Origin of the sequence: Lacisediminihabitans changchengi, from assembly GCF_016634425.1 — a bacterium.
GTDB lineage: Bacteria > Actinomycetota > Actinomycetes > Actinomycetales > Microbacteriaceae > Lacisediminihabitans > Lacisediminihabitans changchengi.
Genome location: NZ_JAEPES010000003.1, coordinates 44,625 through 70,437, shown reverse-complemented (window position 1 = coordinate 70,437; position 25,813 = coordinate 44,625). Strand labels below are relative to the sequence as shown.

Annotated in this window: 20 protein-coding genes and 1 pseudogene; 11 read left to right on the top strand and 10 right to left on the bottom strand. The window is 67.3% G+C overall.

Going from position 1 to position 25,813, the window contains the following annotated elements:
- Window positions 1–64 precede the first annotated feature (64 nt).
- Window positions 65–559 (top strand): DNA alkylation repair protein, encoded by a 495-nt coding sequence (locus IV501_RS08680; RefSeq protein ID WP_200556302.1) that lies wholly within the window; start codon window positions 65–67, stop codon window positions 557–559.
- Window positions 560–641: 82 nt separating this feature from the next.
- On the opposite strand, the gene IV501_RS08675 is transcribed toward IV501_RS08680, so the two are convergent.
- Window positions 642–1,415 (bottom strand): hypothetical protein, encoded by a 774-nt coding sequence (locus IV501_RS08675; RefSeq protein WP_200556300.1) that lies wholly within the window; start codon window positions 1,413–1,415, stop codon window positions 642–644.
- A gap of 113 nt (window positions 1,416–1,528) precedes the next feature.
- Between IV501_RS08675 and IV501_RS08670 the strand changes: the two genes are divergently transcribed.
- A complete protein-coding gene (locus IV501_RS08670; protein WP_200556299.1) occupies window positions 1,529–3,538 on the top strand; it encodes a DUF262 domain-containing protein in 2,010 nt (669 codons plus the stop codon).
- A 46-nt stretch (window positions 3,539–3,584) separates the two neighbouring features.
- Here the strand turns inward: IV501_RS08670 and IV501_RS08665 are convergent, their stop codons facing one another.
- Both IV501_RS08665 and IV501_RS08660 read right to left on the bottom strand, forming a co-directional pair.
- A complete protein-coding gene (locus IV501_RS08665) occupies window positions 3,585–4,979 on the bottom strand; it encodes a pyridoxal phosphate-dependent decarboxylase family protein (RefSeq protein ID WP_372430751.1) in 1,395 nt (464 codons plus the stop codon).
- Between the two features lie 120 nt (window positions 4,980–5,099).
- Window positions 5,100–6,035 (bottom strand): 5'-3' exonuclease, encoded by a 936-nt coding sequence (locus tag IV501_RS08660; RefSeq protein WP_200556297.1) that lies wholly within the window; start codon window positions 6,033–6,035, stop codon window positions 5,100–5,102.
- Between the two features lie 176 nt (window positions 6,036–6,211).
- Here IV501_RS08660 and IV501_RS08655 point away from each other — a divergent pair, with 176 nt between their 5' ends.
- Complete coding sequence (locus tag IV501_RS08655) at window positions 6,212–6,496, top strand: glutaredoxin family protein (RefSeq protein WP_200556295.1); 285 nt, start codon at window positions 6,212–6,214, stop codon at window positions 6,494–6,496.
- A gap of 64 nt (window positions 6,497–6,560) precedes the next feature.
- Here IV501_RS08655 and IV501_RS08650 read toward each other — a convergent pair whose 3' ends face one another.
- A complete protein-coding gene (locus IV501_RS08650; protein WP_200556293.1) occupies window positions 6,561–6,809 on the bottom strand; it encodes a hypothetical protein in 249 nt (82 codons plus the stop codon).
- 149 nt (window positions 6,810–6,958) lie between these two features.
- Window positions 6,959–7,729 (bottom strand): class I SAM-dependent methyltransferase, encoded by a 771-nt coding sequence (locus IV501_RS08645; protein ID WP_200556292.1) that lies wholly within the window; start codon window positions 7,727–7,729, stop codon window positions 6,959–6,961.
- Window positions 7,730–7,856: 127 nt separating this feature from the next.
- Between IV501_RS08645 and IV501_RS08640 the strand changes: the two genes are divergently transcribed.
- Window positions 7,857–8,240: a DUF2256 and DUF3253 domain-containing protein gene (locus IV501_RS08640; RefSeq protein WP_200556290.1), complete on the top strand. Its 384-nt coding sequence runs from the start codon at window positions 7,857–7,859 to the stop codon at window positions 8,238–8,240.
- A gap of 53 nt (window positions 8,241–8,293) precedes the next feature.
- Window positions 8,294–8,686 (top strand): hypothetical protein, encoded by a 393-nt coding sequence (locus IV501_RS08635; protein WP_200556288.1) that lies wholly within the window; start codon window positions 8,294–8,296, stop codon window positions 8,684–8,686.
- A 162-nt stretch (window positions 8,687–8,848) separates the two neighbouring features.
- Here the strand turns inward: IV501_RS08635 and IV501_RS08630 are convergent, their stop codons facing one another.
- On the bottom strand, window positions 8,849–9,466 hold the full coding sequence (locus IV501_RS08630; protein ID WP_200556286.1) for a TetR/AcrR family transcriptional regulator: 618 nt from the start codon (window positions 9,464–9,466) through the stop codon (window positions 8,849–8,851).
- An 81-nt stretch (window positions 9,467–9,547) separates the two neighbouring features.
- Here IV501_RS08630 and IV501_RS08625 point away from each other — a divergent pair, with 81 nt between their 5' ends.
- Window positions 9,548–10,315 (top strand): enoyl-CoA hydratase/isomerase family protein, encoded by a 768-nt coding sequence (locus IV501_RS08625; RefSeq protein WP_200556284.1) that lies wholly within the window; start codon window positions 9,548–9,550, stop codon window positions 10,313–10,315.
- Window positions 10,316–10,444: 129 nt separating this feature from the next.
- Window positions 10,445–10,738, top strand: coding sequence for a hypothetical protein (locus tag IV501_RS08620; RefSeq protein ID WP_200556282.1), 294 nt, complete (start codon window positions 10,445–10,447; stop codon window positions 10,736–10,738).
- Between the two features lie 193 nt (window positions 10,739–10,931).
- Here the strand turns inward: IV501_RS08620 and IV501_RS08615 are convergent.
- Together IV501_RS08615 and IV501_RS08610 are read right to left on the bottom strand one after the other, a co-directional pair.
- Window positions 10,932–11,407 (bottom strand): annotated as a pseudogene (locus IV501_RS08615) (transposase); the annotation flags it as partial.
- A gap of 229 nt (window positions 11,408–11,636) precedes the next feature.
- A complete protein-coding gene (locus IV501_RS08610) occupies window positions 11,637–12,245 on the bottom strand; it encodes a TetR family transcriptional regulator (protein ID WP_200556278.1) in 609 nt (202 codons plus the stop codon).
- A 107-nt stretch (window positions 12,246–12,352) separates the two neighbouring features.
- Between IV501_RS08610 and IV501_RS08605 the strand changes: the two genes are divergently transcribed.
- Window positions 12,353–13,171 (top strand): SDR family oxidoreductase, encoded by an 819-nt coding sequence (locus tag IV501_RS08605; RefSeq protein ID WP_200556276.1) that lies wholly within the window; start codon window positions 12,353–12,355, stop codon window positions 13,169–13,171.
- A 24-nt stretch (window positions 13,172–13,195) separates the two neighbouring features.
- Window positions 13,196–13,429, top strand: coding sequence for a DoxX family protein (locus tag IV501_RS08600; RefSeq protein ID WP_307812253.1), 234 nt, complete (start codon window positions 13,196–13,198; stop codon window positions 13,427–13,429).
- Window positions 13,430–13,692: 263 nt separating this feature from the next.
- On the opposite strand, the gene IV501_RS08595 is transcribed toward IV501_RS08600, so the two are convergent.
- Window positions 13,693–17,406 carry a hypothetical protein gene (locus IV501_RS08595; protein ID WP_200556272.1) on the bottom strand — a complete coding sequence of 1,238 codons (3,714 nt, stop codon included), beginning with the start codon at window positions 17,404–17,406 and terminating at the stop codon, window positions 13,693–13,695.
- A complete protein-coding gene (locus IV501_RS08590) occupies window positions 17,406–24,251 on the bottom strand; it encodes a hypothetical protein (protein WP_200556270.1) in 6,846 nt (2,281 codons plus the stop codon). The genes IV501_RS08595 and IV501_RS08590 overlap by 1 nt, the downstream gene beginning before the upstream one ends.
- A 619-nt stretch (window positions 24,252–24,870) precedes the next feature.
- Here IV501_RS08590 and IV501_RS16680 point away from each other — a divergent pair.
- Together IV501_RS16680 and IV501_RS16675 are read left to right on the top strand one after the other, a co-directional pair.
- Window positions 24,871–25,155, top strand: a complete 285-nt coding sequence (locus IV501_RS16680) for a transposase (RefSeq protein WP_200556268.1) — start codon at window positions 24,871–24,873, stop codon at window positions 25,153–25,155.
- Entirely contained in the window at window positions 25,152–25,712 is a 561-nt protein-coding gene (locus IV501_RS16675; RefSeq protein WP_200556266.1) for a hypothetical protein, read from the top strand. The genes IV501_RS16680 and IV501_RS16675 overlap by 4 nt, the downstream gene beginning before the upstream one ends.
- Window positions 25,713–25,813: the final 101 nt, after the last annotated feature.

Sequence of the window (25,813 nt, the reverse complement as noted above, 5' to 3'; positions counted from 1 at the left end):
GCCGATGCGCGGCCGGCACCAGCCCTAGCCTCCTCCGCACCAGCAGCCATGTGACGATGGAGGGATGACCGACGCCGCGGAGTTCATCGACGCGACGCTGCAGCGCGAGGGCGACTGGTATCGCGCCGAGGATGATCGCGAACGCCTGGGCGCACCCGAGGCGCTCCGCTTCTACGGCGCCTCGGTCGGTGCCGTGCGCGGCACGGTTCGGGATGCCCTCCGCCGCCACCGCGAGCTCACCCACGACGACGTCACCGCCCTGGCTTCAGAACTCTGGAGCGTGCCCGTGTTCGAGCGCAGGCTCGCCGCGATCGTGCTGCTGCAGACCAAGCTCGAGTTACTCATCGGTACAGACCTCACCCGCATCGAGGGATTCATCCGAAGCGCCCAGGTCGAACAGCTGGTCGCCCCTCTGGCGACGGATGTCCTCGGCCCGCTCCTCGAGCGCCTCCCCGAGCCGAGCCGCTCCCGAGCCGACCTCACGCTCGACCGATGGGCGCGGGACGATAGGTGGCTGGCCCGCGCGGCCGCACTGGTCAGAAGCACTCGGGCTAGCTGACTGCGCTGGCGTAGCAAAGGCCCCGGCGCAGCAACCAACGCTGCACCCGGGGCCTTTGTGCTTCTAGTACTGCTGTTGCTGCTTAGGCCTCGCTCATTGCGGTGGCCTCGGCCTTCCCCTTGGCCGCGTAGTACGCAGCGCGGGCGGCGATGCGGCGGCTCTGCTCGGCCTGGCCGGCATCCAGCACATCCTGCGGCACCTCGACGTTCGGCACCCGGCTGACGCCGTTGTGCTTCGCGATGTAGGCGTCCAGCTCGGGGCCGGACTCCCACGACGTGATGAGGCAGTAGCGGGGCTCGGTGCCGACGTGGGTCGCAGCGTGCCAGAGGCGCTGCGTGTCGATGATCAGCTGCGCGCCGGCCGGCAGGGCGATGCGGTATTCGACGCTCGGGTCGGTGCGGTTGTCGCGCAGCACGAAGAAGCTGTCTTTGTCGTCGGTGAGGTTGAAGAAACCACGGACGACCCAGCCCGTGCCATCGGGGTTCAGGCGGTTGTTGTCATCCTGGTGCAGGTTGTACAGGCAGTCGGCGTAGCTGTTCGGCTGCAGCTCGATCACGCGGCAGCGTCCCACATTCGCGCCCGGCTCCTGCGCGCGGCGGACGAGGTTCGGTGCCTTCTCGACCTGCGAGGGGATCCACACGCCATCCTTGTCGGTGCGCGGCGGCTTGTGGTTCCAGAAGCCGTTCACTTCGATCTCGCCCTTGGCGCTGGCGAGCGGAGCGAACTGCGTCTCGCCCGAGGACTTCCAGTCCACGTACTCGATGTCGAGCCACTCCTTGGGGTCGAGCTCCTGGTTGTAGCGATCGAGCACCACGTAGCCGGTCTCTTCGAGCGCGGCGGATTTGATGTAACCCATGAGTCTTCTTTCGTCTGGGGCCAGCACGTTTTAACAGGCCCAACTTAGGGGAGCCTAACATTGAGGCTCGAAGAGGGCCTGGATACTCGCCGCGCGAATAAACTGGGGGCAACATGGGCACTGCCACGAACATCATCGCGACCGCCGTTTCCACCATCAACTGGCTTTCGGCCGCCGAAACGACCATCGTCGTACCGGTCTACCAGCGCCAGTACCGCTGGGACATCGGCGGCTGCGAGCAGCTGCTCGCCGACATCCGTGCCGCTGCAGACGCGGGCGACGGCCAGACCCACTTCATCGGATCGATCCTCTCCACGCTCTCCACCGATACGGATGCGCCGGAGCTCGTGCTCATCGACGGTCAGCAGCGCGTCACGACCCTGATGCTGCTGATCGCGGCCCTGCAGCATGCCGCGCGCACCGAGAACCCGGCTCTGGCCGCGGAGCTCGAGCGGGTGCTGACGAACCCGCACGACCCCACGCGCACCAAGCTCCGCCCGCACCGGGCTTGGGCAGACGTGTTCGAGAGCGTCGTGCTCGACCATCGGGCCGACGACGACCTGCTGCGCGAGTCGCGGTTCGACGACAACTACGCGTTCTTCCGCAGTCAGATCCCGGCCGAGGAGACCGAGCGAATCTGGCGCGGTCTGCAGCGTCTCGAGCACGTGGCGATCACCCTCGGCCCCGACGCGAACGCGCAGCAGACCTTCGAGAGTCTCAATTCCACCGGCGAGCCGCTCCGCGACCACGAACTCATCCACAACTACGTGCTGATGGGCCTGTCGCACGCCGAGCAGAGCGAGATCGAGGACTCATTCTGGCTCCCGATCGAGCAGAACACGGGCGAATCGATCGGCAATTTCTGGCGCCACTACCTGATCATGACGACCGGTCGCGAGGTCGCGGTGGCCGGCGAGCGCGGCGTCTATGACGCCTTCCGCCAGCAGTTTCCGAGACTGGATGTCGCCACCCTCCGCGAGCGCGCCGCCGAGTGGCGCGAATACTCGGCCCTCTATCGCACGCTCCTCACCCCGGCCGAGTCGCCCGACGCCCAGATCGGTCGACAGCTCGCCTACCTCAACACCTTCGGTCGCGGCATGTACCCGCTCGCTATGCGGGTCTATCGCGACCACCTCCGCGGAGCGATCGAGACCACCGAGCTGATCGAGACCCTCGAGCAGATCCAATCCTTGCTTCTGCGCCGAGAACTCGTCGGGCTGAGCAACGCCCGCCTGGTGGCCCGACTCTGCCGCGCGCGCGAGAACGGTCGCGCCGCGCTGGTACTCGCGATCGCGCGAATCATGCCCTCCGACGAACGCGTTCGAGTCGCCCTCAAGTACGGCGATCTCCCCCACGCCGCCTACGTGCTCGGCCGACTTTCGGGTGTCGAAACGATCACCGGGCTCGACCTCGAGCACGTCTTCCCCCTCGCCCCGGGCGACGCCTGGAGCGGCGATGGCGAGCGGCAGTGGGTCGACTACAGCGACGACGAGCAGAACAGCCACCGTGCGTTGGCGCAGACCCTGGGCAACCTCACCCTGCTCGAGGAGCACCTGGCCGAGCGTGCGCTCGACGCGTCTTTCCCGGAGAAGGCCGCCGCGAGCTACGCGAAGAGTTCGATCGTGGCGACGCGTGAGCTTGCGGACATCCGTTCCTGGGGCACGGCCGCGATCTCGGACCGTACGGCGACGCTCACCGCCGACTTCCTTCAGATCTGGGCGCGGCCGGTCACCGTCGCCATCGATGACGACGGCCTCACCCCGGTGCTCGATGCGCAGCGCAGGCGCGGCTGGCCGCGCGGCTGGGAGCGCGAGTTCGAGTACGTCGAGTACCGCGGCGAGCACTGGGAGGTGTACGACGTCAAGCACCTCTTCAACCGCATCTTCACCCGGCTGTGGGCGGATTCGCGCGCGTCGGTCGTGGCATTCAGCGCCCGGCGCGGCGGCCCCATCTTTTCGGCACAGTCGTGGAACGGGCACTGGGATCAGCTCGACGATGACCACTTCATCTACATGGGCTGGGACTCGAAGTACATGCTCACCGCGATCCAGGGCGTGCTGGACGAAGCGGGCATAGCGGCCGAGGTGTTCGTCAAGTACAGCTATATCGCCGCCGCGATGTAGCTGTCCAAGCCGACCGCAGTGGGTGAGTCCACCCGTGACGGGCCGCCTACCGCGGTGGGCCGACCTGCGCGATGGCTCGGGCGACGGCCTCGACGGATGCTGCGACCTCCGTGGCATCGGTCGTCCAGTTGCTCACGGAGATTCGCAGAACGTCGCGTCCAGCCCAGCTCGACCCGGACATCCAGACCGCGCCACCCTCGATGACCGCCTGGGTGATCAGACGGGTGCGCTCGTCTGACCCGAACGAGACCGAGATCTGGGTAAAGACCACATCGTTGAGGATCTCGACACCGGGCAGTTCGGCAAGCCCTGCGGCCAACGCGCGAGCGCTGTGCGCCAGGCCCTCGACCATGCTCACGGTTCCCCGCACGCCGAGCGAGCGCAGCGCTGCCCAGACCGGGATGCCGCGCGCACGCCGCGAGAGCTCCGGTACCGTGTCGAGCGGGTCGGCCGCGCCGGCGTCGTCCCGAATGAGATAGCTGGTGTGCACCGAGAACGCCGAATGCGCTGCCCCGGCTCGGGCCACGATCGCCACGCCGCAGTCGTACGGCACATTGAGGGTCTTGTGGGCGTCCGTCGCCCAGGAGTCTGCGAGTTCGAGCCCCTCGAGCTCGGTCTGCCAGCGCGGGCTCGCCGCCGCCCACAGCCCGAAGGCCCCGTCGACGTGCACCCACGCTCCGCGCTCGTGGGCGATTCGGATGCACTCCCCCACCGGATCGAACGCGCCGGAATGCAGATTGCCGGCCTGGAGGGCGACGATGATCGGGCCGGTCGCTGCGGCGAGCGCCGCGGCGAGTGCCTGCGGCACGATTCGACCCTGATCGTCCGCGGCAACCACGGTAGGGGCGCCCAGGCCGAGGTAGCGCAGGGCGAGCTCGACGGAGCTGTGCACCTCGGCCCCCGCCAGCACGGTGATGCGCGGGGCGCCGGTGAGGCCGTCGCGATTGACGTTCCAGCCCGCAGCCTCGAGCGCGGCCCCGCGGCCGGCTGCCAGACCGACGAAGTTCGCCATCGTTCCGCCGGTCGTGAATCCGACCGCGCTTTCGGCCGGCAACCCGAGCAGGTCGACGATCCAGCGACCCGCCTGTTCTTCGATCGCCGCGGCGGCGGGCGTGGCATACCGCAAGCCAGCGTTCTGATCCCACGCGCTGACCAGCCAGTCACTGGCGAGAGCGGCCGGCAGTGTTCCGCCCATCACCCAGCCGAAGAACCGGCCGGAGCCGATCGCCATCAGCCCCGGCTGCGCCAGCGCGGACAACTCATCGACGACGTCGGTGGGATCGCACGGATGCTCGGGCAACTCACCGCTGAACGCACGCTCCAGGTCACCGATGCTCTCGCGCGGGCCTATCGGTCGGTCGGGCAGCGATTCGAGCCACTCGCTGGCATGCGCGGCGGCATGCGCGAGCGGCTGTCGAAAGTCGTCGGGCGACAGGGGCACGCGCACACCGTACTCCCGGCGCGCCCCCGCGGAACAGCTTTTTCCGCCATCACGTCCTGATGTTGCCCACGCCGCGTTGGAACTCAGGCGACCGGACTGCTCGAGCGGGCTTGGCCGGGGTCACTCCCCGTCGAGCGCGGCGAGCAGCCGAGTGACGGCTCCCCCGAGGTTCCACTCGGTGGCAAGCTGTTCGAGTTCGGCGCGCGCGTCACCGGTCACCGGCCGGAGCCGCGCACCTATTTCGTCGAGCGACGGAAGGTCCAGATCGCGGGCAACCTTCACCACTGTGGGGGCGACGGCGAGGTAGTCGGCGGCGGCGGCGAGCTTGGCCCGCACCGACGCAGACAGGGTGCTGCCGGCATCCGCCGCCACGGCCAGCAGGTTGTCGAGGGTTCCGTACTCGCCCAGCAGTGAGGCGGCGGTCTTCTCGCCGATGCCGGCGACGCCGGGGAGCCCGTCGGACGCGTCACCGCGCAATGCCGCGTAGTCCGCGTACTGCTCGGGCAGCACCGCATACTTCTTGACGACAACCACGTCGGTGAGCACCTCGAGGTTTTTCATGCCGCGCGCGGTGTAGATCACGCGCACGACACGGGAGTCGTCGACGATTTGGAAGAGGTCACGGTCGCCGGTGACCACGTCTACCGGCAGTTCGGCGTGGCTGGCGTAGGTGCCGATCACGTCGTCGGCCTCGTAGCCGGGGGCGCCAACGATGGCGATGCCGGCGAGGTCCAGCACCCGGCGGATCATGGGGATCTGGGCGGAGAGCGGATCGGGCACGACTTCGACGTCCGGGGCACCCGTCACCGTTCGGGCGACCCGGTGCGTCTTGTAGCTAGGGATGAGGTCGACCCGCCACTGTGGCCGCCAGTCGTCATCCCAACAGGCGACCAGATGGGTCGCACCGTAGTCGACGCTCAGTCGCGCGATCATGTCGAGCAGCCCGCGCACGGCGTTCACCGGCGTGCCGTCGGGGCGGCGGATCGTGTCGGGCACACCGAAGTACGCGCGAAAGTACAGCGACGCGGCGTCGAGCAGCATCAGGCGGTCAGGCATAGCTGATCCTGTCATGCGGGCAGTGATGCGCCTACGGTTCAGCGTTGGCCGGCAACGGACGCAACATCCAATGGGTGCCCGCCTTCAACACCGCGGGGAATCGGAATATTCGACCGCACGAACGCGCTCGCCTCAGTGCACCGCGTCACGATATCCGACCAAATAGAAAGAAACACATGACTGATCTTGCTACCCCCAGCTCAGCGACCGACCGCATCACCATGTACGGCGCCGAATGGTGCATCGACTGCCGCCGCTCCAAGTCGCTGCTCGAAGACCTCGGCGTCGACTACGACTACGTGGACCTCGAGTCGGTTCCGGATGGCGCCGACCGGGCCAAGGCTATTAGCGGCCGCATGAGCATCCCGGTCATCGCATTCCCTGACGATACTCACGTGGTCGAGCCCAGCAACGCAGATCTGCGTGCGAAGCTCGTGGAACTCGGCGCGATCAGCGCTTAGTTCCATGGCCACTGTGGCCGCCAGTCGTCATCCCAACAGGCGACCAGAGACGCTCTCGCACGGATCAGGCGGGCGATCCCGCGGCGATCCATTGGCGGACCAGTTCCACCTGCTCGGCGGGCCAGGCTCCGTCGCAGGGCATGGAACCGGCCACGAGATGATCGAGGATCGCCTCTTGGTGAGAGACGACATCCGTATAGCTCCACAGGTCGAAGGCCTTGGTCATGCTGTCCCGGTCGAAGGCGCGGAACAGCGGCCGGATGTTTCGTTCGAAACTGACGGGTACCGCTGAAGGTTCGTTCTCGATTGTCACGTCCGGTCTCCTTACTCGTTCGCCGAGGGGGCTCACCCCGAGGGCCGTCTGCAGTTTCGCACGGAGCGACGACGGCACGCCAGATTCAGGTGGCGTCGCGCGCCTGACCCTCTGGCACCCTTGCGCACAGGGACTTGCGAGGATGGCTCCTACGTCGGGTTGCCCACAACCCCGAATGCCGTCCATGCTGTGGCGACGATCGCCCCGGGCCCCGGCGGCAGCAGGGCTGCACATCGATCTCTGAGGTGAGCTCGTCCCTCCGAATCGAGGCGCGAGAAATACGCACCTGCCGGCCCCACGCCGAGAGTGAATGGCTCCCACCAGTCGTCGAAGTCTCGATATGGCACCGTCACCGCTGTCTCTCCGCTCCGTACGTCGACCAGCCCGACAGCGGCGAAGAGTTCACCGAGGTGCCCCTCTCTGCCGCCCGCCACTCCCGTCTCGTCCTGGGCCGCCGGATCGATGTCGCGAGCCGCACGCCAGAACAGCGACAGCGGCGACCTCCCACCGGCGAAGTCCCACACGCATGCAGCCACCACCCCGCCGGGAAAAACGACCCTGCACATCTCGCGCAGACCGGCAACGGGATCTGACATGAACTGCACGACGAGCTGAGCCACCGCGAAATTAAAACTGTACGAGGGGAACGGGATCGCCTCCGCGGTCGCCACACGCGCGTCGATACCCGGCAGGCGGCTGCGCAGCGCGGCAACGAACGGCTCGGACGGGTCGAGTGCGGCCACAGCATCCGTGCCCAATATCCGCGCAAGCGGCGCCGTCAGAGCCCCCGGTCCCGCACCGACGTCGAGCGCGCGCTGTCCGGGACTCGGCGCCAATTCGCCGACGAACAGCTCGGCCAATGGTTCCGAATATCGCCCCATGAAGCGCTGGTACGACTCGGCTGCGACGTCAAAACTCATGGGTCACTCCTCGCTCCACCGCACGAGGTCGTCGGCGATTAGTGTCGCCCACTCTAGAACTGAACACGTCGCCGCGGGGCATTGCCTCCATGTACCGACACTCAGTGGCCGGTGGCAGAGTGGGCGCATGGAACCACTCGAGAAGACCTGCGCATCCTGCGGCAGACGCATCGAGTGGCGCCGCAAATGGGCGGATGACTGGGAACAGGTTCGGTACTGCTCCGATGCGTGCCGTCGGCGCAAGGTCACCCGCGAAGACCGGGCACTCGAGGCAAAGATCCTCGAGCTGCTGGACCAGCGTGCTGCGACCTCGACGATCTGCCCGTCGGATGCCGCTCGTGCGGTGAGTCCCGACGATTGGCGCGATCTCATGGAGCCCGCCCGCCGGGCCGCTCGACGCCTGGTCGCCTCCGGTGACGTCGTGATCACCCAGCACGGCAGCCCCGTCGATCCGTCGACGGCGCGTGGTCCGATTCGCATCCGTCGAATCCCCAAACCCGACCACGGATGATGTCCGCGTGGCGTAGCAGGGTACGTGACAGATATTCCGATAATTTGTGCCGAGTGGGCGCAGGCTATCGAGATCTCCGCCGAATTCCGTCGCTACGTGACCGCGCCGAGGTTCGCGGCAGCGTCACCGGCGGCGAATCGTTGCACATGCTCGGCTTGGTTCTGCTCCACTTCGTGGCCGCGGCGATAGCCACCGGGGTGGTGTTCATTCTGTCTTTCAACTCCGACGCTTGCTCTGAGTCAGGTACGTGCAATTTCGAACTGGGCGCTGTTTCGCTGTATTTGCCCTTCATTGCTGCCGTCGTTGTCGCAACTGTCGGCGTGATCGGCGGCGTCCGATCGGCACGCCGGAGCAGGTCTGCATCGCTGCCTCTCACGATCGGGCTCCTGATCGTGATGCTCGCGGGTGGCATCGCCATTGGTCTCAACCTCGCCGCATTCACCTAAAGTGCGCAATCACCGCAGGCCCTGGCACACGGTCGAGAGTGTGGTGGTTCTACAACCAGCGGCTGCACTCCGAGTTCGGCTACCGCACCCCCGCTGATATCGAGGCCGCGTATTACGCTGACCTCCACACCCCGAGACGGCAACCGCCGCCCTCGAAAAATACTAGGAACTCAACCCAGAGCGATTCACAACGACTGAGCGCGTTGCGTTGTCTGTGAGCATGAGGGCGGCGGTTTTTGCTTCGGTGGCCCAGTCGATGTGGGGTTCGCTGTGGGAGCTGGTCATCGCCCCGTCGTATAGGAGTGTGAGCTGATATGCGAGCGAGTCGGGGTTGCCCGATCCTGCCGCGCGGGCAAGACCGGCGAAGAGCCCATGGATCCAGGTCCGATGGTCTGTAGTGACGTCGTGCACGGCGAGGCTTTGGTCGCATTCGGCTTCCGCGTTGATGAACGGGCATCCGCGGAACCCGTCTTCGATGAACCATTCGCCGAGAACATCGAAAACGATCCCGATGAGTTGCCTCGGTGTGCCTCCGCGGCGGTCTAGTTCGGTGGAGAGGTATTCCCGCCACCTTGTACTGCGGCCGCGGAGGTAGTGGACGATCAGGTCGTCTTTGGTGGCGAAGTGTGCGTACAGCGTTGCTTTGGAGACGTCTGCCTCTGCGACGATCTGATCGACGCCGGTGGCGTGTATGCCGCGCTCGTAAAACAGGCGGTCGCTGGTGTGGATGACGCGCTCTAAAGCGGGGCGTCGTCGGGTGCGGGGTTCGGTGGCGGTCATGCTTTTGACAATACTAGACGGATCTGTTTAGTTAGTGAGGCAGACCGAACAGATCTGTTCACATAGCGAAGAGTTTTTACCATGACTACCGTCCCGGATTACTTCACGAAGTACGTCAACCTCGCGTTCGAGCGCGACGATGCCGGAGTCCTGATCCTCCGCTTCCACACCGACGGAGGCCCGATTACGTTCACTGGCCAGACCCATGAGGACTTCACGAACGCGTTGGAGGAGATCGCCCTGGACCGAGACAATAAGGCGATGGTCCTCACCGGAACCGGGGATACGTTCATGGATCAGATCGACGGCGGAAGCCTGGGCGAAATCTTCAAGCCGATCGTGTGGGAGAAGATCCGCGTCGAGGGCGCCAAGGTTCTCCAGCGTCTGCTGGACCTCCCGATCCCGGTCGTCGGTGTCGCCAATGGCCCGGCGACGGTGCACTCGGAGTATCTGCTCCTGTCCGACATTCACATCGCTTCCGAAACCGCGACTTACGGTGACTTCCCACACCCGGCGTTCGGCATCACCGCCGGCGACGGGCTCCACGTCGTCTGGGAGGAAGCCGCGGGCCCTGCCCGGGCGAAGCGCCTCCTCTGGACCGGCGAGACCATCGATGCGGCAACCGCCCTGCGGTGGGGTGTCGTCACCGAGGTCCTTCCCCAGGATCGGGTACTCGCCCGCGGAATCGAGCTCGCACGTCAGCTGGCCGCGAAGTCTTCTATCTACTTGACGCTGCAGAAGCAGACCCTGAACCTCGAGCTGCGCCGCCGCATCACCCAGGACGTTCCCTTCGGCATGGCTCTCGAAGGTCTCACCGCAGCTGCCCTCGCCTACCAAGAGCAGGCTTAGCCACCCGCGCAGGATCGGAGGCGGAAACGACCGGAACATTTCCGCCTCCGGGCCGCCCCAGGAACGACCTGGAGTCGGGCATTCTTCGAAATACTCCGTCATTGTTCGGTCCGGGGAATAGACGTCTCCATGACCTTCCTGGAGTTCTTCACCTCGATCGACGATCGATGGCCACGCCGCCTCGCCGGAATGATCGACCGCACGATTGATGACTGCGAGGTGAAGTACGGCGCATCGACGATCAAGAACACCATCGCCCCACTTGTGCGGGTGCTCGACGAAGCAGTGCGCGATGGTCTGATCACAGTCCACCCCGCCAAGCACCGGGCGAAGCAGAGTCTCCACCGAAACGGCTTCCGAGTTCACCCGGCCGAAGATGCTGCCCCGCGCGCGCACTCGCGATCCCTGACCTGCAGCGGCTGAATCAGCCCGCCACCACCTGCGGCGACGTCCACCAGTCCTATTCAGACTTCGTGATGCTCGCCGCTCTACTGGCAGCACGCTCTACAGAAGTCTCCGGTCTTCACGTCGGAGACGTGGACTTCACCAAGAAACTCGTCATCATCAGACGACAGGTCTTCCCTGGCAGAGACGGCCTCATCACTAGCTGACCGCCCCGCGCCGACGGGGCCCGACCATTCGTGGCGCAGTAGGTACTCGGAGCCATCTGCAGCACGGTGCAGATGGACTCGACTCCGAGCGGGCGACCCTCGACAACGTCGTCCTTGTCGTCGTCCACGAAAGCGACTACTTCCGGTGTTGGCGGTCGAGCTCCGCCCCCAAGGACCTGGCCGCTCGCTTCAAGTTTTCGTTGGCCCGACGAAGCTCGCGGACCTCCTGCTCAAGCACCCGCACCTGCCGCGCATCGACCGTCGTCACGCCGGCGGCATGGCCAACGTCACTATCGGACTGTTTCACCCACGTCCGCACGGACTCGAGCGCATATCCGAGCTGAGACGCGACACGCTGCACCGTGCCGTGCTCAGTCCCGAGCTCCGCCCGCACCGTCCGCACCATCCGGACCGCTGACGCCTTCTCTTCTGGCGAGTAGCGACGGGTCGTCGGCTTCGCCACTGATCGTTCTCTCGACATAAACCCATCCTCGTTTCCAAGATCAGGAGTCTCGAACAAACCCAGAGCGATTCTCATGTTGCCGTTGCGCTTGCGGGTTTCACGTTGCACCAGGCACATTCGTCTTTGCACTAAGTGCAGCGACAACCCCAGGCGGTTCTAACGTCGGGCCGCTGCTCTCGGTGGTGTCCCACCGAGAGCACCACCGCACGACGTCAGTTCACCAAAGGCATCTGGTGCGGCTCACTCGCTACTCCGTGAGCGTGAAAGTCAACATCGCGTCGTCGAGGTATTCGCCGAAGGGTTGCGTTTGGTCTGATTGGAGCCATGCAACGCGTGCCGCTTGCATACATGCGAACGCAGCCCCGACGATGGCGGCCGGTTTCGGACTAGGCGCGGACACGGCCTGGTGGCTGAGGCGAGCAGCAACGCGTCCCACGAGGATCTCTTGAACGCGCTGCATCTTCTCGAGATAGCGAGCGTTGAGCTGGGGGGTGCTTTGGACGATGCGTTCCATCGCGTCATTGCGGGCGCGGGCATGGTCGTCTTGCACGTAGTCGAGGGTGATGTCGAAAACGCGACGCAATGACTGCCACACAGGCTCGTCCATCGGTCGGTCGTCGAAGGCGTCAGCGATCCGGTCGGCGAAAAGGTCGTATTTTCCGATGACCAGGTCATCCTTCGAGGCGAAGTAGCGGAAGAACGTGCGCTTCGACATCCCCGCGGCCGAAGCAATCTGATCCACCGTCGTACCCTCGTACCCGTTCTCCAAGAACAGATCTTGCGCGACCAGCGTCAGTTCCGTCTGCGCGATCCGGCGGGTGCGCTCACGGATCTTCGGCGGCGTGGTATCGGACATGATCCTCAGCATACCCCCACAGACGCGAACTTGACACCGGTTGTCACTATCGGCATAGGATGACTCCCGAGCGCTGAGCAGCGCCACATGACTCGAGGAGCATCACTATGAGCAAAGTTTGGTTCGTCACCGGTTCATCAAAGGGCTTCGGCCGGGAGTTCGTTCTTGCCGCGCTCGAGCGAGGCGACAAAGTCGCAGCAACTGCCCGCAACTCCGACACCCTCAACGACCTGGTCGAGAAGTACGGGGACGCGGTCCTCCCCCTCCAGCTGGATGTCACCGACCGCGACCAGGTGTTCGCCGCGGTCAAGACCGCCCACGACACGTTCGGCCGCCTCGACGTTGTCATCAACAACGCCGGCTACGGCCTCTTCGGCACGCTCGAGGAGATCACCGAGCAGCAGCTTCGCGACCAGCTCGAGACCAATCTGTTTGGGGTGTTCCACGTCACCCAGGCCGTGCTGCCGATCCTCCGTCAGCAGAGCTCGGGTCACATCATCCAGATCTCCACCGTCGGCGGCGTCATCGCCTTCCCGTCCCTCGGCGGTTACCACGCGTCCAAGTGGGCGCTCGAAGGTCTTACCGAGTCTCTCGCCGGGGAAATTGCTGGGTTCGGCATCAAGGTCACCCTGGTCGAGCCCGGCGGCTTCGACACCGACTGGGCCGGCGCGTCCGCCGTGTTCGCCGATCCCCTCCCGGCATACGGCCCCCTCCACGAGGACATGGCCGCGCAGATGGCCAACATCGTCAACCCGAAGCCCGTCGGGTTCGGGTCCGCGATCTTCAAAATCGTCGACGCCGAGAAGGCCCCCCTGCGCGTCTTCTTCGGAGAGCAGCCCATTCAGCTCGCGTCGTACTACTACCAGCAGCGCCTCGACGAGTGGAACGAATGGGCTCCCGTATCCCGCGAAGCCGAAGGCAAGTAGAAACCGCCGAGAGAGGACGACCCCATTATCATCGCGCGACTCATCCTCGACGCCCTGCTCGTGCTACTCCTCCTGGCCACGGGCGGCGGGAAGCTGCTCCAGGCGTCGTCCTCTCTCGCCATCCGCGACAGCCTCACCCTCACCAACCGCACCTGGAAGACGATTGGCGCACTCGAACTCCTAGCCGTCGTCGGCCTGATCGTCGGAATATGGTGCCGCTCGCTGGCCTCCTCGCATCCATCGGCATCGCGCTGCTGATGGTGGGCGCGATCATCACGCGCGCGCGGACACAACAGAAGACTGGCCGACTGGTCAACTGTCGCAAAATCGGCGACAGTTCAACAAGAGGGCGATCGCGTCGTCGAGCGTTACATCGAGCACTACAACCTCGTCCGGCGTCGAAACCTCAGCCAGTCGCCATCCTGTTCACGGTCGCGAGCGAGGCGAATGAGTTCGCGGGTCTTAGCTTCCCAGCCAGTCTTGCCGAGATTGCGAAGTCGCCCGGAGACCGCCGTCACCGACTATCCCGTCGCGCGCACCGACGTGTGCGGCCCCTCCGGCGATGTGAGTGTCACCGTCGCCGACATCGTCGCTGCGAGCGGGATAAAGATGTCGTAGAGAGCGGGTCCGACTTCTTCACGGAAGGCGAAGCGGATGCCGCTCGCCGGCGGTCGCGGCGGGAAGGGGATCGGGAATGGCAGCCCGCCGTCGCGCCGAATGGCAGGCAGCTCGATCGACGCGGTGAGCGTCGGTCCGAGCGGTAAGCCGGGGATGAGGAGCAGCTCGCGCGCTTCGCCGGCCCCCGCGATCGGGCGGATCCCGCCGATCCCCCCGAGTCTGCCGAGCGGCGGACGCGCGATGATCCGGCGCGCCGCCGAGACGGAGAGCACGAACGGCGGCCGCGCGGTGCGCTCCTCGGTGCTCGAGACCGTGACGACGGCAGCGGTCGCCGATGCCCGCGTCACCGCGACGAGCTCGAGGTTCGGCGGCGTGGGCGCGGTCCATCCGGCGACCGTCGCGAGCTGCACGACCGCGCGTCCGAGCGGATCGACGAGCCGCAGCCCGACGTCTACCGGCTGCGCCGGGTCGGCCCGCGTGAACCACACCGCCAGCGGCGTGCGACCCCCGCTTCGTTCCTCGCGCACAACCACTGCGACACCGACCGCCGGTGCCGGCGGATCGGCGGCGGCCAGCCCCGAGAGCGGCGTGAGGGATGCCGCGGCCATCCCGTCCGCCGTGAGCGCGGCAGACGCCAGCGCCCCGGCCAGGTGCGGCCCGAAGTCGGTGTCGGCGATCGGTGCCGATGTCGAGGTGCGCGCTACAAGCACGCTGTGATCGGGCGTCACCGACTCGACGACGAGAGGATCAAGGTCGGGCGGGGTCGAGGGCGGAACGCGCACTGTCACGATATCGGACTCCGGCGACAGGATGCCCCGCCAGCCCCGCTCGGGGACGCCGCTCGTGTCAGGCTCGGCCACAGTCCGCACGTACCAGGTCTTCCAGCTCGGGGTGAGCGCGCCGGCCCAGTGCCCACGGAAGACGGGCTGCCCGGTGACGAGGTCGACGTCGGCCGGGGGCGGCGGATCGGCGGGCGCGGTCGCCGTGGCAAACTCGGGCGCGCCCATCGAGTCGGCCCGGCGGGCCGCGTCGAAGTTGTGCGTGCGGTAGACGCGAAAGCGGGATACCGGCACGTCGCTCGGCACCTCGAGACCGACGTCCGCCCCCGCGAGAGTGATCTCGGGGCGCGCGAGCGGCTGGGCGGGCCGCAGCACGCGCGGTGCGATGAATACCTGCGTGGAGTCGTGGCCAGCTGAGTTGTAGGGCCACGCCGAGTCGACGCCGCTCGGGGTCGTGGAGGTGACGACGAAGAACTGAATGCCGGTGGAGCCGCGGGCGAGCGCGACATCCGCCTCCCGCCGGTCGCCGGTCACATCCAGCACGCGCCGGAAGGCGAGACGGCACTGCTCGGGATGGTCGATCAGCAGCTGGCGCACAGCGACGAGTCGCGCGCCGGGCACCACATCCGGTGCCGGGTCGGCGATCCCGCAACGCTCGCGGAGGTAGTCCTCGCTCGCCTGCCACACCACGAACGCCTTGACGCTGCTCGACCCGGGCGCTCCCCACACCACCCGTACGTGCGAGCGGCCGTCTGAGTCGGGGAGGCTCGCAAGCGGCACACCCGGGAGCGGCATCGTCGCCGGGACTACCGGCACAGGGCTGCCGACCGACGCGAGCATCGCCCGCGCGGGATCGCCGGGCGACCACACCGTGGGAGTCGGGCCGACCGCCAGAGCTCGGCGCGCCCAGACGTCCACCCCCCAGCGGTCGGTTGTCGAGAAGTCGAGAGGCGGTAAACCGACGCGCACACCGAAGCGGCGCGGCTCGCCCTGCCCGGGTCCCGCGACCGGCGTCGACAGGCCGTTCTCGTCGAGCGGCACGACGGCGCATCCGATGCCAGTCGGTACATCACCGGTGAACGAGATCGAGAAGCTGCGACGCACCGCACCGACCGGCACCGACTCGGCGCCGAGCCCCATCGGTGGGGGCATCGACGGCGAGGTCATCGGGTAAAACACGGCGGAGAACTCGACGGAGGTCGTCGACCGCTCGGTGAACTCGGCGATCACGTCCACGTCGAGCGTCGCCGGGCACAGCACCGAGCCCGTGTAGGTGGTCCGCAGCTTGAGGTTCGCAAGCATCGGCGGCGTCGCGCCCGGTTCGACACCGGAATAAACGGTCTCGCTCCACGGCGACCAGATGCCGTGGACGTCCGACAGCGCGGCGGCGTACAGCTCCTGGCGTCCGCCACTGCCGAGCGGGATCTCGGCGACCGGGTCGATACTGCTCAGGAGAGTCGCGCCGGGCGTGAGGGGCGGGATGTTCGGCACGCGCCATCCGTCGACGTCGGAGTCGAAAGCGAACAGCGGCTCGGCCACTCCCGTCGCGAGGGGAGTGCGCACCGTCGCGAACTGCGTGACGTGCACGGTGCCCGCGTCGGCGGGCAGTGGCGGCCATGTCGACCGCACGTTCTCGCGCCACGGGGCGTCGATGAACGTGGGTGGCTGCAGCGAGTAGCGCGTCGACACGAAGGGCAGCGGTCCGGGGGTCTGCGCGTGCATGACGGGTGGGGCATACGCGGCGTACTCCCCCGCCGGCAGCGGGATCTCGACGTTCCACCCGGGCCCGCTCGCCCGGAACACCGGGCCTTCGGCATACTTCGCGGTAACGAGGAACTCCGGCGCCGGCAGTTGCGCGATGGCTCGGCTGCCGGTGCGGAACGGGTATGCCGTACCGAACCCGAGGGCCAGGTTGGCGAACGGATCGCTCACGGCCGGAATCGAAAGCAGCGGCCATGGGGCGGCGTCGATAGATGCCGGCTGCCCCGCACCCGGCGGGCCCGCCACCGGGGTAGGGCTCGTCACTCCCGCCTGTGCGTTCTCGGCGAGCCCCGGCGCGTACAGGCCTGCGATCCTGTCGAGCAACTCGGCGGCGATCCGAGCCACGAACGCCTTCGCATCCGGCGCCTGCCAGGTCGGCGCGACGACGCCGGACGGCAGCGTCATCGGCCATCCCACCGGCGGAGCGCCGCGGGTCCAGCGGTCGAGGGCGGCATCCTGTGCTGGCATCGTCCCGGTAACAAAGCCTTGCTTGTAGCCGTCATAGTCGGTGCCGGCGATACCGGTATTCGGGACCGGCAGCCCGACGTACTCGAGGGGCTCCCAGTCGGGTGCGTTGACGATGTCGTCGAGGGAGACGATGCGGGCGACCGGATCGAACGCGTTGGTGACGAGAGCGCACGTCGCGCCGGGCGTCCGCAGTTCGATGTGCGCGGTCGCGCTGCCCGTGCCCGACACGCCGACGGTAGTGACGGACTCCTTCGAGCCGGTGCGCCAGCACAGGCGCACGACGACCGGTCGCGACGGGTCGACCACAGCGCAGTCGATGACGACGCGCCCCGCAGGCGTGCCCCAGTCCACCCGCAGCGATCCGTCGCCGGTGGACTGTGCGGCGACCTCGACCGCACGCGCATCCGCCGGCTTCGGCTGCCGCCGCCACACGGTGAACACCCCGTGCGGCACGCCGAGGTCGCTGTGGCACGCCCACGCCAGTCGCAGGGTGAGCCCGCGGGAGTCGCCGGCGTCCGGTAGCTGCTGCCCGTGCGACTTGGCGACCGAGGCCCAGTCGATGCCGACAGCTTCGGCGCGGAAGTACCCGGGGTTCGCGATGCGCGCCATCAGTCCTCCTCCTCCCACGGTGCGGTGACGAGCGCGACCGACAGCAGCGGAGTGCGCGCCTCGGTGGATCCCGCGGGTCCGTCGAGGTCGGTGACGAGGTCGACTCGGAGTCTCGTGCCGCGGGCGTTCGGACCGAGGAAGACGATTGCGCGCGTGCCGCCCGGGCCCGTTGCGATGCGGGTCACCGGGGCGTCCGGCAATCCGGGTGGGGCGGGCGAGATCGCGGGTCCGACCTTTAGCCATGTCCAGGGCACGCTCGCCCAGTAGTGGTGTGTCGGGTCGGCGTCGGTGGGCGCGGCATCCACCTTCTGCGGCGTCGCCCGCGAGCGCACAATTGCTTCACTCGACTCGACGACCACCGCGATCGGTTGAGGCACCGTGTCGGTGCTCCACAGCACCTGCAGCGCCGGGAAGGCCGGAACCTGGGGGGCGCCGAGCCCGGCGTGCTCGAACGCGTCGTCGAGCACCGTGCCGGGCACGCTGCCGACGAGCGGGGCGAACGCCGAGGGGGTGAGGATGCCGCGGCCTTCGCCGCGCGAGCTGCCGACGAACGACGCGAGTTCGGCGGCATCGGCGAACCGGCCGGTGCGGAACGGGACCCGGTACACGATGTCGCCCGTGCCGCCGGCGCCCTTGTTGCGCGCGTGCACGTCGAGCAGGTACTCGGTGAGCGGCTCGAACTCGTACGGCAGCGTCACGGTGAACGTGCTGTGGTCGAATCGCGACTCGTCGAGGCATCCGAGGTTCGCCGCGAGGTCCTCGGCGGCCTCGCGCCAGGGCGACGTGACCCCGTACGGATCGATCGTGGTGGCGTAGGCCGACCCACCGACCAGCGGCACCTGCGGCACGGGATTATCGGGCTGATCGGCGAGTCGGGGGTGGATGCCCGAGGAGGAGTGCACCACGGCATAGAGCTCGAGGTCGTACGCGTCGAACAGGGCAGCCACCCGCTGCGACGAGAAGGTGAGGCTCACCCCGGCATGCGTGAAGACCCCGGTCTCGTCCTTCGCGGGAATGGTGCCGAGCACCCACGGCGAGAGGTCGGACACGACGTCGGAGGGCACGTTCGCCTGTGCCTTTGTGTGGAAGCGGAAGCTCTGCGTCTTGGTCGACGTGTGGTCGTTCGGAAGGTCGGCGGGCGTCAGCGTCGGAGCGGGAGGCTGACCCTGCGGCGGGCTGTGGTCGTCGCCAGTGACCGGCACCCAGGTCGCCTGCCAGTCGATCTCGACAGCGTACGTCGTGTCGGGCGTCAGCAGCGGCTCGCTGCCGGCCGCCTGCGTGAGGGCGGTGTTCAGCGCCTGCTGATCGTTGTTCAGCGTCGTCGTGTCCCAGTCATACCGGCGGGTCTCGGAGGCGAGCAGCGCCTCGACCGCGACGACGTAGTAGGCCGGGAACGGTGCCTTACTGCGGCGGCGGTCCCAGCCGGTCACGACGTGCGCCGCCTTGCCGCCGAGCCCGTCAAGTCGCACGTACACCGCCACGAGCTTCTCGGTCGAGATCAGTCGCCCGGCGAGGTGCCCGGCCCGGCTCACCGGGTCGGCCCACGATCCTTCGGCGTCGAGCCAGCGGCCCGGGATCGGCACAGGCGATGGCACCAGATCCTGGCCGTTCACGCGGTGCGTCTCGATCTCGGACCCATCGGCCGTGCGCGCCGACACCGTCAGGCCGTACTTGAGTCCGATCCGCGGCATCAGCATCAGCACGCCGAAGTCCTCGAACCCGTCGGCGTCCGCGGCAGCGCCCGCGGTGAATGCGACGGCGTCGGCCAGCGGATCGGGCGTGAACCCGGATGCCGCCCAGGTCTCCTCGACGAGCTTGCGCTCCAGCTCGCCTCCGCCCGGGGCGGGTTCGGCGAGATCGTGGAGCGGCGAGCGCAGCAGCTCGCCGAAGCATCCGGCATCCTGCACGATCTGGCGCGAACCCGTCGCCGCCGCAGCGCGTGCGAACGCCGACACTGTCGCGGGGTCCCACGCCGTCGCCTGCCGCGCGGCGGGGAAGTCGTAGAGCGACCCACCGGCAGCCACGTACGCGTCGAGGGCGGTGAACGCCGCGGCGCCGGTGAGCCAGCCGCGCGCGCTGAACTCCGTCGCCTGTCCCTTCGACCACTGCGAGAGCGAGGTCTTCGGGTCGCGGATCGACGGGTTGTAGCAGGCCACGGCGTCGCCGAGGACGATCGCGGGGTCGGTGCCCTGCAGTGCGTCGACGGCGGGTGCGATCCGCCACGGCTCGGTCACGGTCATCCGGGTGCGCACCGGAGTTGTCCGGATGGTGCCAGGGGCGTCTGGCCAGGCGATGCCTGTGAGCACCCACCCCGTGGGGCTCGGACCGAGCGGCTGCTCGTCAAACGTCCACAGCACGCTCGCCGGCTCTGCCGCCGTGCTGCAGATCGTGCCCCACCGGTGGTCGACGGTCGTGGTCAGCGCCTCGCCGTACGGCACGGCGGCCGGATGCGGATCGGGCGTCCAGTTCAGCAGTGCCAGCTGCAGCGACGTCGCCTGCGCGTCGTTCTTCTGCACCCACCACACGCTTGCCGCCGACCCGCCGGCCGGCGTGGGCGGGATGAGCACTCCCCCGGTGAGCCGCACGGCGGTGACCTCGTACCGCCACCAATGGTCGCCGAGCTGCATCCACGGGTTGGCGGGGGCGCCCGCGTATGAGCCGAGTACCCCGCCGAGGATGTTCGCCTGGTCGGTCTTGGCGAGGGTGAGGAACGACAGCACCGGGATCGCATCGATCGGCACGTCGACCGGCGCGTTCCCGCTCTCGGCGGCCTTCGCGAGCACGCCGTCAACGGGCTCGCCGACGGCGGCGCCCTCGAGCAGCACGTGGATTGTGCGTGTTACGAGTCCGACGCCGGTGACGAGGTCCTGCACAGGCGGCGGCTCTGCGCCCGGCTTGGTCCCGATGGTCAGTTCGACGGAGCCCTCGACGCTGAAGAAGAAGAAGTCGACTTTGCCGTGCACCTCGCCGTGCACGTACAGCTCGCCGGTCGCATCCTTGTAGATGATGACGAGCTTGGCGCTGGCGGAGATGCTGATGATCCACAGGCGCAGCTCGCCGCTGACCTCGATGATTCCGCCGACATACAGCGGGTCTGGCGAGAACAGCGCGTCGAAGCCGGCGGCTGCCTTAAAGTAGAGGCCGATCGTCTCGCTGCCCATCAGGACGGCCTCGATGTGGAAGCCGGCGGCGAATACCAGGCCGCCCGAGCTGAGCGGCGGGTCGGTCGGCAGGCTCAGCCCGTCGCCATGCACCTCGAGGTAGCCCGAACCGGTGAACGAATCGAACACCCTGACCGTGGCCGGGTGCTCGTAGTTGCCGAGCTCGACGTACCAGTGCGAGGTGTCATTCGTGTCGAAGAAGGCGGTGACGGGAATCTTGATCGACAGGAGCGCCCCGATCGCGTACTCGATGCGGAGCGCGACGAGCACGGTCCCGCGGCCGAAGTCGAGGTCGATGACCGCGATGATCGTCGCGCTGGTGTCGCCGCCGAGCTCGGGCAGGGTCGGGGAGAAGACGTTGGCGAGGGCGAGCAGCGTGATGTCGGGGCCGGGCGTCGAGATCAGCAGCACGCCCTTGAGGTTGAGCGTGAATCCACCGTCGGCGGTGCCGAGCACGAGGCCAGCGCCGAACGAGTACGCATCCTTCTGGTAGTGCCATGCCTGGTCGGTGAACAGGTCATCGTTCTTCAGGTGAGTGATGGCCCAGTCGAGCGCGGGCAGCTCGGCGGTCTCGTCGTAGCTGCGGGCGAAGTTGATGCCCATCCCGCCGAGGAAGCCGTAGATGCCGAGGCCGGACGCGCCGAGCAGGATCGGCGCAGGGAATTCCACCGCGGCGCCGAACAGGATGCCGATCGCCGGTCCACCGTCGGGGTCGGGGTGGATGGTGAGGGTGGCCGAGATGCGGATGTTGACCGACGTCACCGAGACGTCGAAGCCGCCGCTGATCTGCGCATCCGAGATGGCGACGTACCCGGTGCCGTGCAGGACGCCCGGCACGTCGAGGGTGGCCGACAGGCGCGAGATGCTGATGTCGGGGGCGCCACTGCCGTGGAAGTCTGCGCGCACCGTAGCGGTGTCGATGGTGACGATGCCGAGCTCGAGGCCGATACCGAACTGCACTTCGACGAACATCGGGTTGTCGCGGCTGACCTTGAAGCCGAAGATGCGCAGGATCTCGTCGAGCGGCGGCGTCGCGACGAGCGACCCGTCGGGCGCGTCGATCGTATATCCCTTGGCCGGGTCGAAGACGGCAAGCGGGCGGAAGTCAGGGTTCGCCGCGCTCCCCCATTGCCCGGCCACCCCGATCGCCTTGTACCGCGCGCTCATCGGCTTGCCGTCGGCGGTGCGGATGATCTTGAGATCGAACGAGAAGCTGGTCTCGACGTCGAAGAAGACGGCAACTTTGCTGCCCGCCGAGGCATCCCCCGTCGATCCGTCCGCGCTGACGATCCCGTCGGCGACGACCAGTTCGCCGCCGTAAAGGGTCAGCTTCTGCGTCTCGAGAACGCCCGCCGCCCCGATCGCGACGGCCCCGAGCGCCACGACGCCCCCGCCGGCGGGCGAGAGGCTGCTCGCGGCGGCGGCGAGCGGGGCGAGCACCGCGAGCGCACCGACGGCGTCGAGGACGAGATCGGGGATGCCGTCGCCGCGTTTGCGCTGATAGAGGCCGTCCTTGTCCTTGTCGTGTGCGCGGAACTCGGCATCCACCTCCCACGACTGGCGGTCTTCGCTGATCCGCAGACGCACGAGGAAGTCGACGATGCCATCTGCGGGGTTGTCGTCGTGCTGGGCATCGGTGAGCCCGAGTCCGGGCTTGCTCTGATCGGCGGCCTTGGAGAAGTCGAACTCGCCCCACACCTCGGCGCGGATGAAGGTGTCACGCAGGATCTCGACGCGTACGCCGATGCGGCGGAAGCAGCTGGGCTGCGGCTGCTTGAGCGGGGTCACGTCCTTCTGCGTGTTGTCGCCGCCCCACTCCTGCCGCGTCACATCGAGGTTCGCGGTGACGTTGGCAGCCGGTGCGCCCGGGGCCCACGCCCGCGCGAGCCACCAGAATCCGTCGGTCTCGGCCGGTGGTGCGGGTGTCGTAGGCGGGGGCGCGGTGTCGGTGCGGGGGTTCGTGCTCGCGTGCGCGTTGGCCGCCCCGAACGCCGTGCCCGCCTTCGCCTTGCTGAACCCGGCGTCGTGCAGGATGGCGAGCGCCGCCTGCAGGCGGCGATCGCTGAGGTCGTGGTTGTACTGGGCCTGCTCGTTCTCGTACGACGCGTACCCGTCGACGGTCAGTTCGGTGTCGTGGTCAAGGTAGCTGGCGAGGTCGGTCGCCGCATCGATGTAGCTGCGGGATGGCGCGTGCTGGTCGCGCGCGGGCGACTTCTGGTCGCGGGTGTTGTCGGGGTTGCGCGCCCAGGTGGGCGTGGCGAGCTCGGCGGGCGTGGGGTGGTCGAAGACGAAGTAGCAATCGCTCACCACAGCGGAGCCTCCGCTGACGGTGACCACGAGCTGGCTGGAGAGCGGATGCGTCGGGGTAAGTGCCGAGACATCGAGCGTCACCGAGGACTTGTCGCTGTCGCCGATGATCGGCACCGTCGAGCTCGTCCACGCGATCGTCGCGGTCACGGGTGGTGCCGGTTCGAGTCGAACGACGGCCGGATCGAGCGAGTCGGCGACCATCCGATACGGCACGAGAGTGCTCGTCGGTGTGATCGAGAGCGCGGTGACCCCGCCGCCTCCGTCGCCGGCCGCGGAAGTATTGAGGGTGGTCGTGACGGTGAGGTGCTTGGTGATGCCAGCCGCGGCATCCGAGACCGTGACCTGGATGGTGGTGCCGTCGGCGTCGGTGGTGATGTTGGCGCGGGTCCCCATCACGATCGACGCGTTGTCGGGGGCGATCGTGACCGTGTTCGAGCCTGACCCGCCGTGGGTGTCGACGAACAGCGTCGCGTCGGCGGGCACTGTGGCGGTGCCGTGGGCGGGGTCGGCGGTCGGGTCGGCGATAGTGACCGGGATGTACTTCCCTGCCTTGGTTAGGACGTGTGCCGAGACGGTGAGCTCGGCGATGTTCACCACTTCGGCCTCGAAGATCGCGGTGAGCCCGGCGCTAGCGCCGACGCCGATGTACAGGTCGCGCGCGGCCGTGGTGATGTAGAGGTCCTCGAGCCCGGGCGGCTGCACGAACACCCGCACCTCGGGCAGGTAGAAACCCTGCCACGCGTTGGGCATCGCCCGTGCGCCGGCGGGGAGCCCCGATGGGCCGGCTTCCGAACTCAGGTCGAGGACGGCCGCACGGAACCCGATGCCCACGGTCGCTTCGGGGCCGACGGTCGCGTAAGGCGGCTCCATCCGGACGAGGTCGTAGATCTGGTCGACGGGGTTGCCGGTGGTGGACGCGGAGAGGAAGTCGAACTGCACGGACTGGCCCGACAGCTGCATGAGCCTCAGTTTCAGCCCACCGACGAGCATCGACACGTGGTCGATGCTCGGGTCGGGCAGCAACCGGGCGTTGGGCTCGTCGTATTTGGCGGGGCTGAGGAACGGCAGGTGCACCGCAACGACGGGGCTCGTCAGAACTACGCGCCAGCCTCCGTCATCGGTGCCCGAAGTTTGGTGCAGCCCGATCTCGATCGTGAGGTTCGGGTCGCGAAACTCGATGGGCGTACCACCGCCAGGGATACCGCCGAATCCCCCGAGCGTCAGCAGGCTGTCAGCGCGGTAGGTCTTGGACCAGACCTTCCAGTCGCCGTCGGGTGTTGGACCGTTCGCGCCGCCCGCCTTGAGAGCGTCCTCCAGCGCGGAAAGGGCCCCGCCGTTCTTGGCGGAATCCGGCAGATCATCCCACTGGGTCACGACGCGCCTCCGGGGCAGCGGTGAACGAGATACTTCTGGCGTCTCACACTGTAGACCCGGGCGCGGGGCTGGACAAGAGCCGGTCGAATGCACTGCGGGTTGCGTCATTTAGCGTGGATGCTCCTACTGGTGTCGAGCGGCTTTGGGGTGGTCGATTTGGTTGAGTGCGAGGGTGGCGCGTTGTTGGAGTTCGGGGTCGGCGCGGGTTCCGATCTCGAGTCGTCGTAGCCGCTGGTAGGGGTCTGCAACGCTTACTCAGTAGAAGACGGGACGCACCACGACGCAGCTCGCCACGCAGATTGGCGTCCATCACACGACGGTGAATCGAGCCATCGATCGAGCCGGAGTGCCGCTTCGATGAGCCAGCCCCTTTGCGAGACAGGTTGCCGAGACCCAAAGGCTGCATGAGGCTGGTAACACGCATGCCGCTATCGCCGAGGAACCCTCGGTCTCGTGACAAACGCTCTGAACCCATCGCGTCTCGGTTCTACGCGCGGCATCCCAACGGGATCAGCGAGTCTCGTCACTCCTCGACCGTGACGGAGCCAGACGGGACTGCTGTCGGTTCGCCTGATTCCTCACTTTTGAGTATTTCGGTTCTCACGGGAGGATGTTCACCGTGCCAAAAGCTTTCCCCCTCGAGTTCCGCCGCGAAGTGGTCGCCGTCGCCCGGAAGAACGAAGCACCGATCGCCCAGGTGGCGAAGGATTTCGGGATCTCCGAATCGGGTCTGCAACGCTGGCTGAAACTGGCCGATATCGAAGACGGCAACCGGCCGGGCGTGACCCAAGCTGATGCCACCGAACTGCGGGAGGCGAGGAAACGGATCCAGCTGCTGGAGCAGGGGAACGAGATCCTGCGCGGGGCGGCCGCGTATCTGTCGCAGGCGTCGCTCCCAAAATGATGTACCCGCTGGTCGTTGAGTTGGCCGACGACCGGAAGATTACGGTCGCGGTGACCTGCCGGGTGCTGGGCTTGTCGAAGCAGTCGTATTTCGCCTGGCGGGCCGACCCGGTGTCGAGGCGGGACTGGGATAACGCCCACCTGATCAACGCCGCGATCGACATTCACGGCGACGAACCCGGGTTCGGGTATCGGTTCATCGCTAACGAGATCGAGGCCGAAGCCGGTATCGCCGCGTCGGAGTGGCGCGTGTGGCGACTGTGTTCCCAGCAGAGGACCTGGTCGGTGTGTCAATCCTCGAACTTCGACGCGAAGGCAAACTACCCTCGCCGCTTCGACGGTAAGTCGCGGCCTGCCCCGCTCTCAGCCCCATCTCACTCCGCAGCACGAGTCAATTCGGCGCGCCTGGAAAACAGGCGCTATCGCCGTTTAACCGCCGAGTCGGACGCGCACGCCCCGAACATCGTAAGCTCCGACCTTGCCCGAGCCCAGAAAACACAAAACGCCCCCGAGCAAGCTCGAGGGCGTTTTGATTTTGACGAGTACTTTCTACAGTAAATAGCACTCGCCTTTTGTCGGGCTGACAGGATTTGAACCTGCGACCCCCTGACCCCCAGGTAGCCCCAAAAGTCCGAATCGTTGATTTTCCGGGGCGCAGC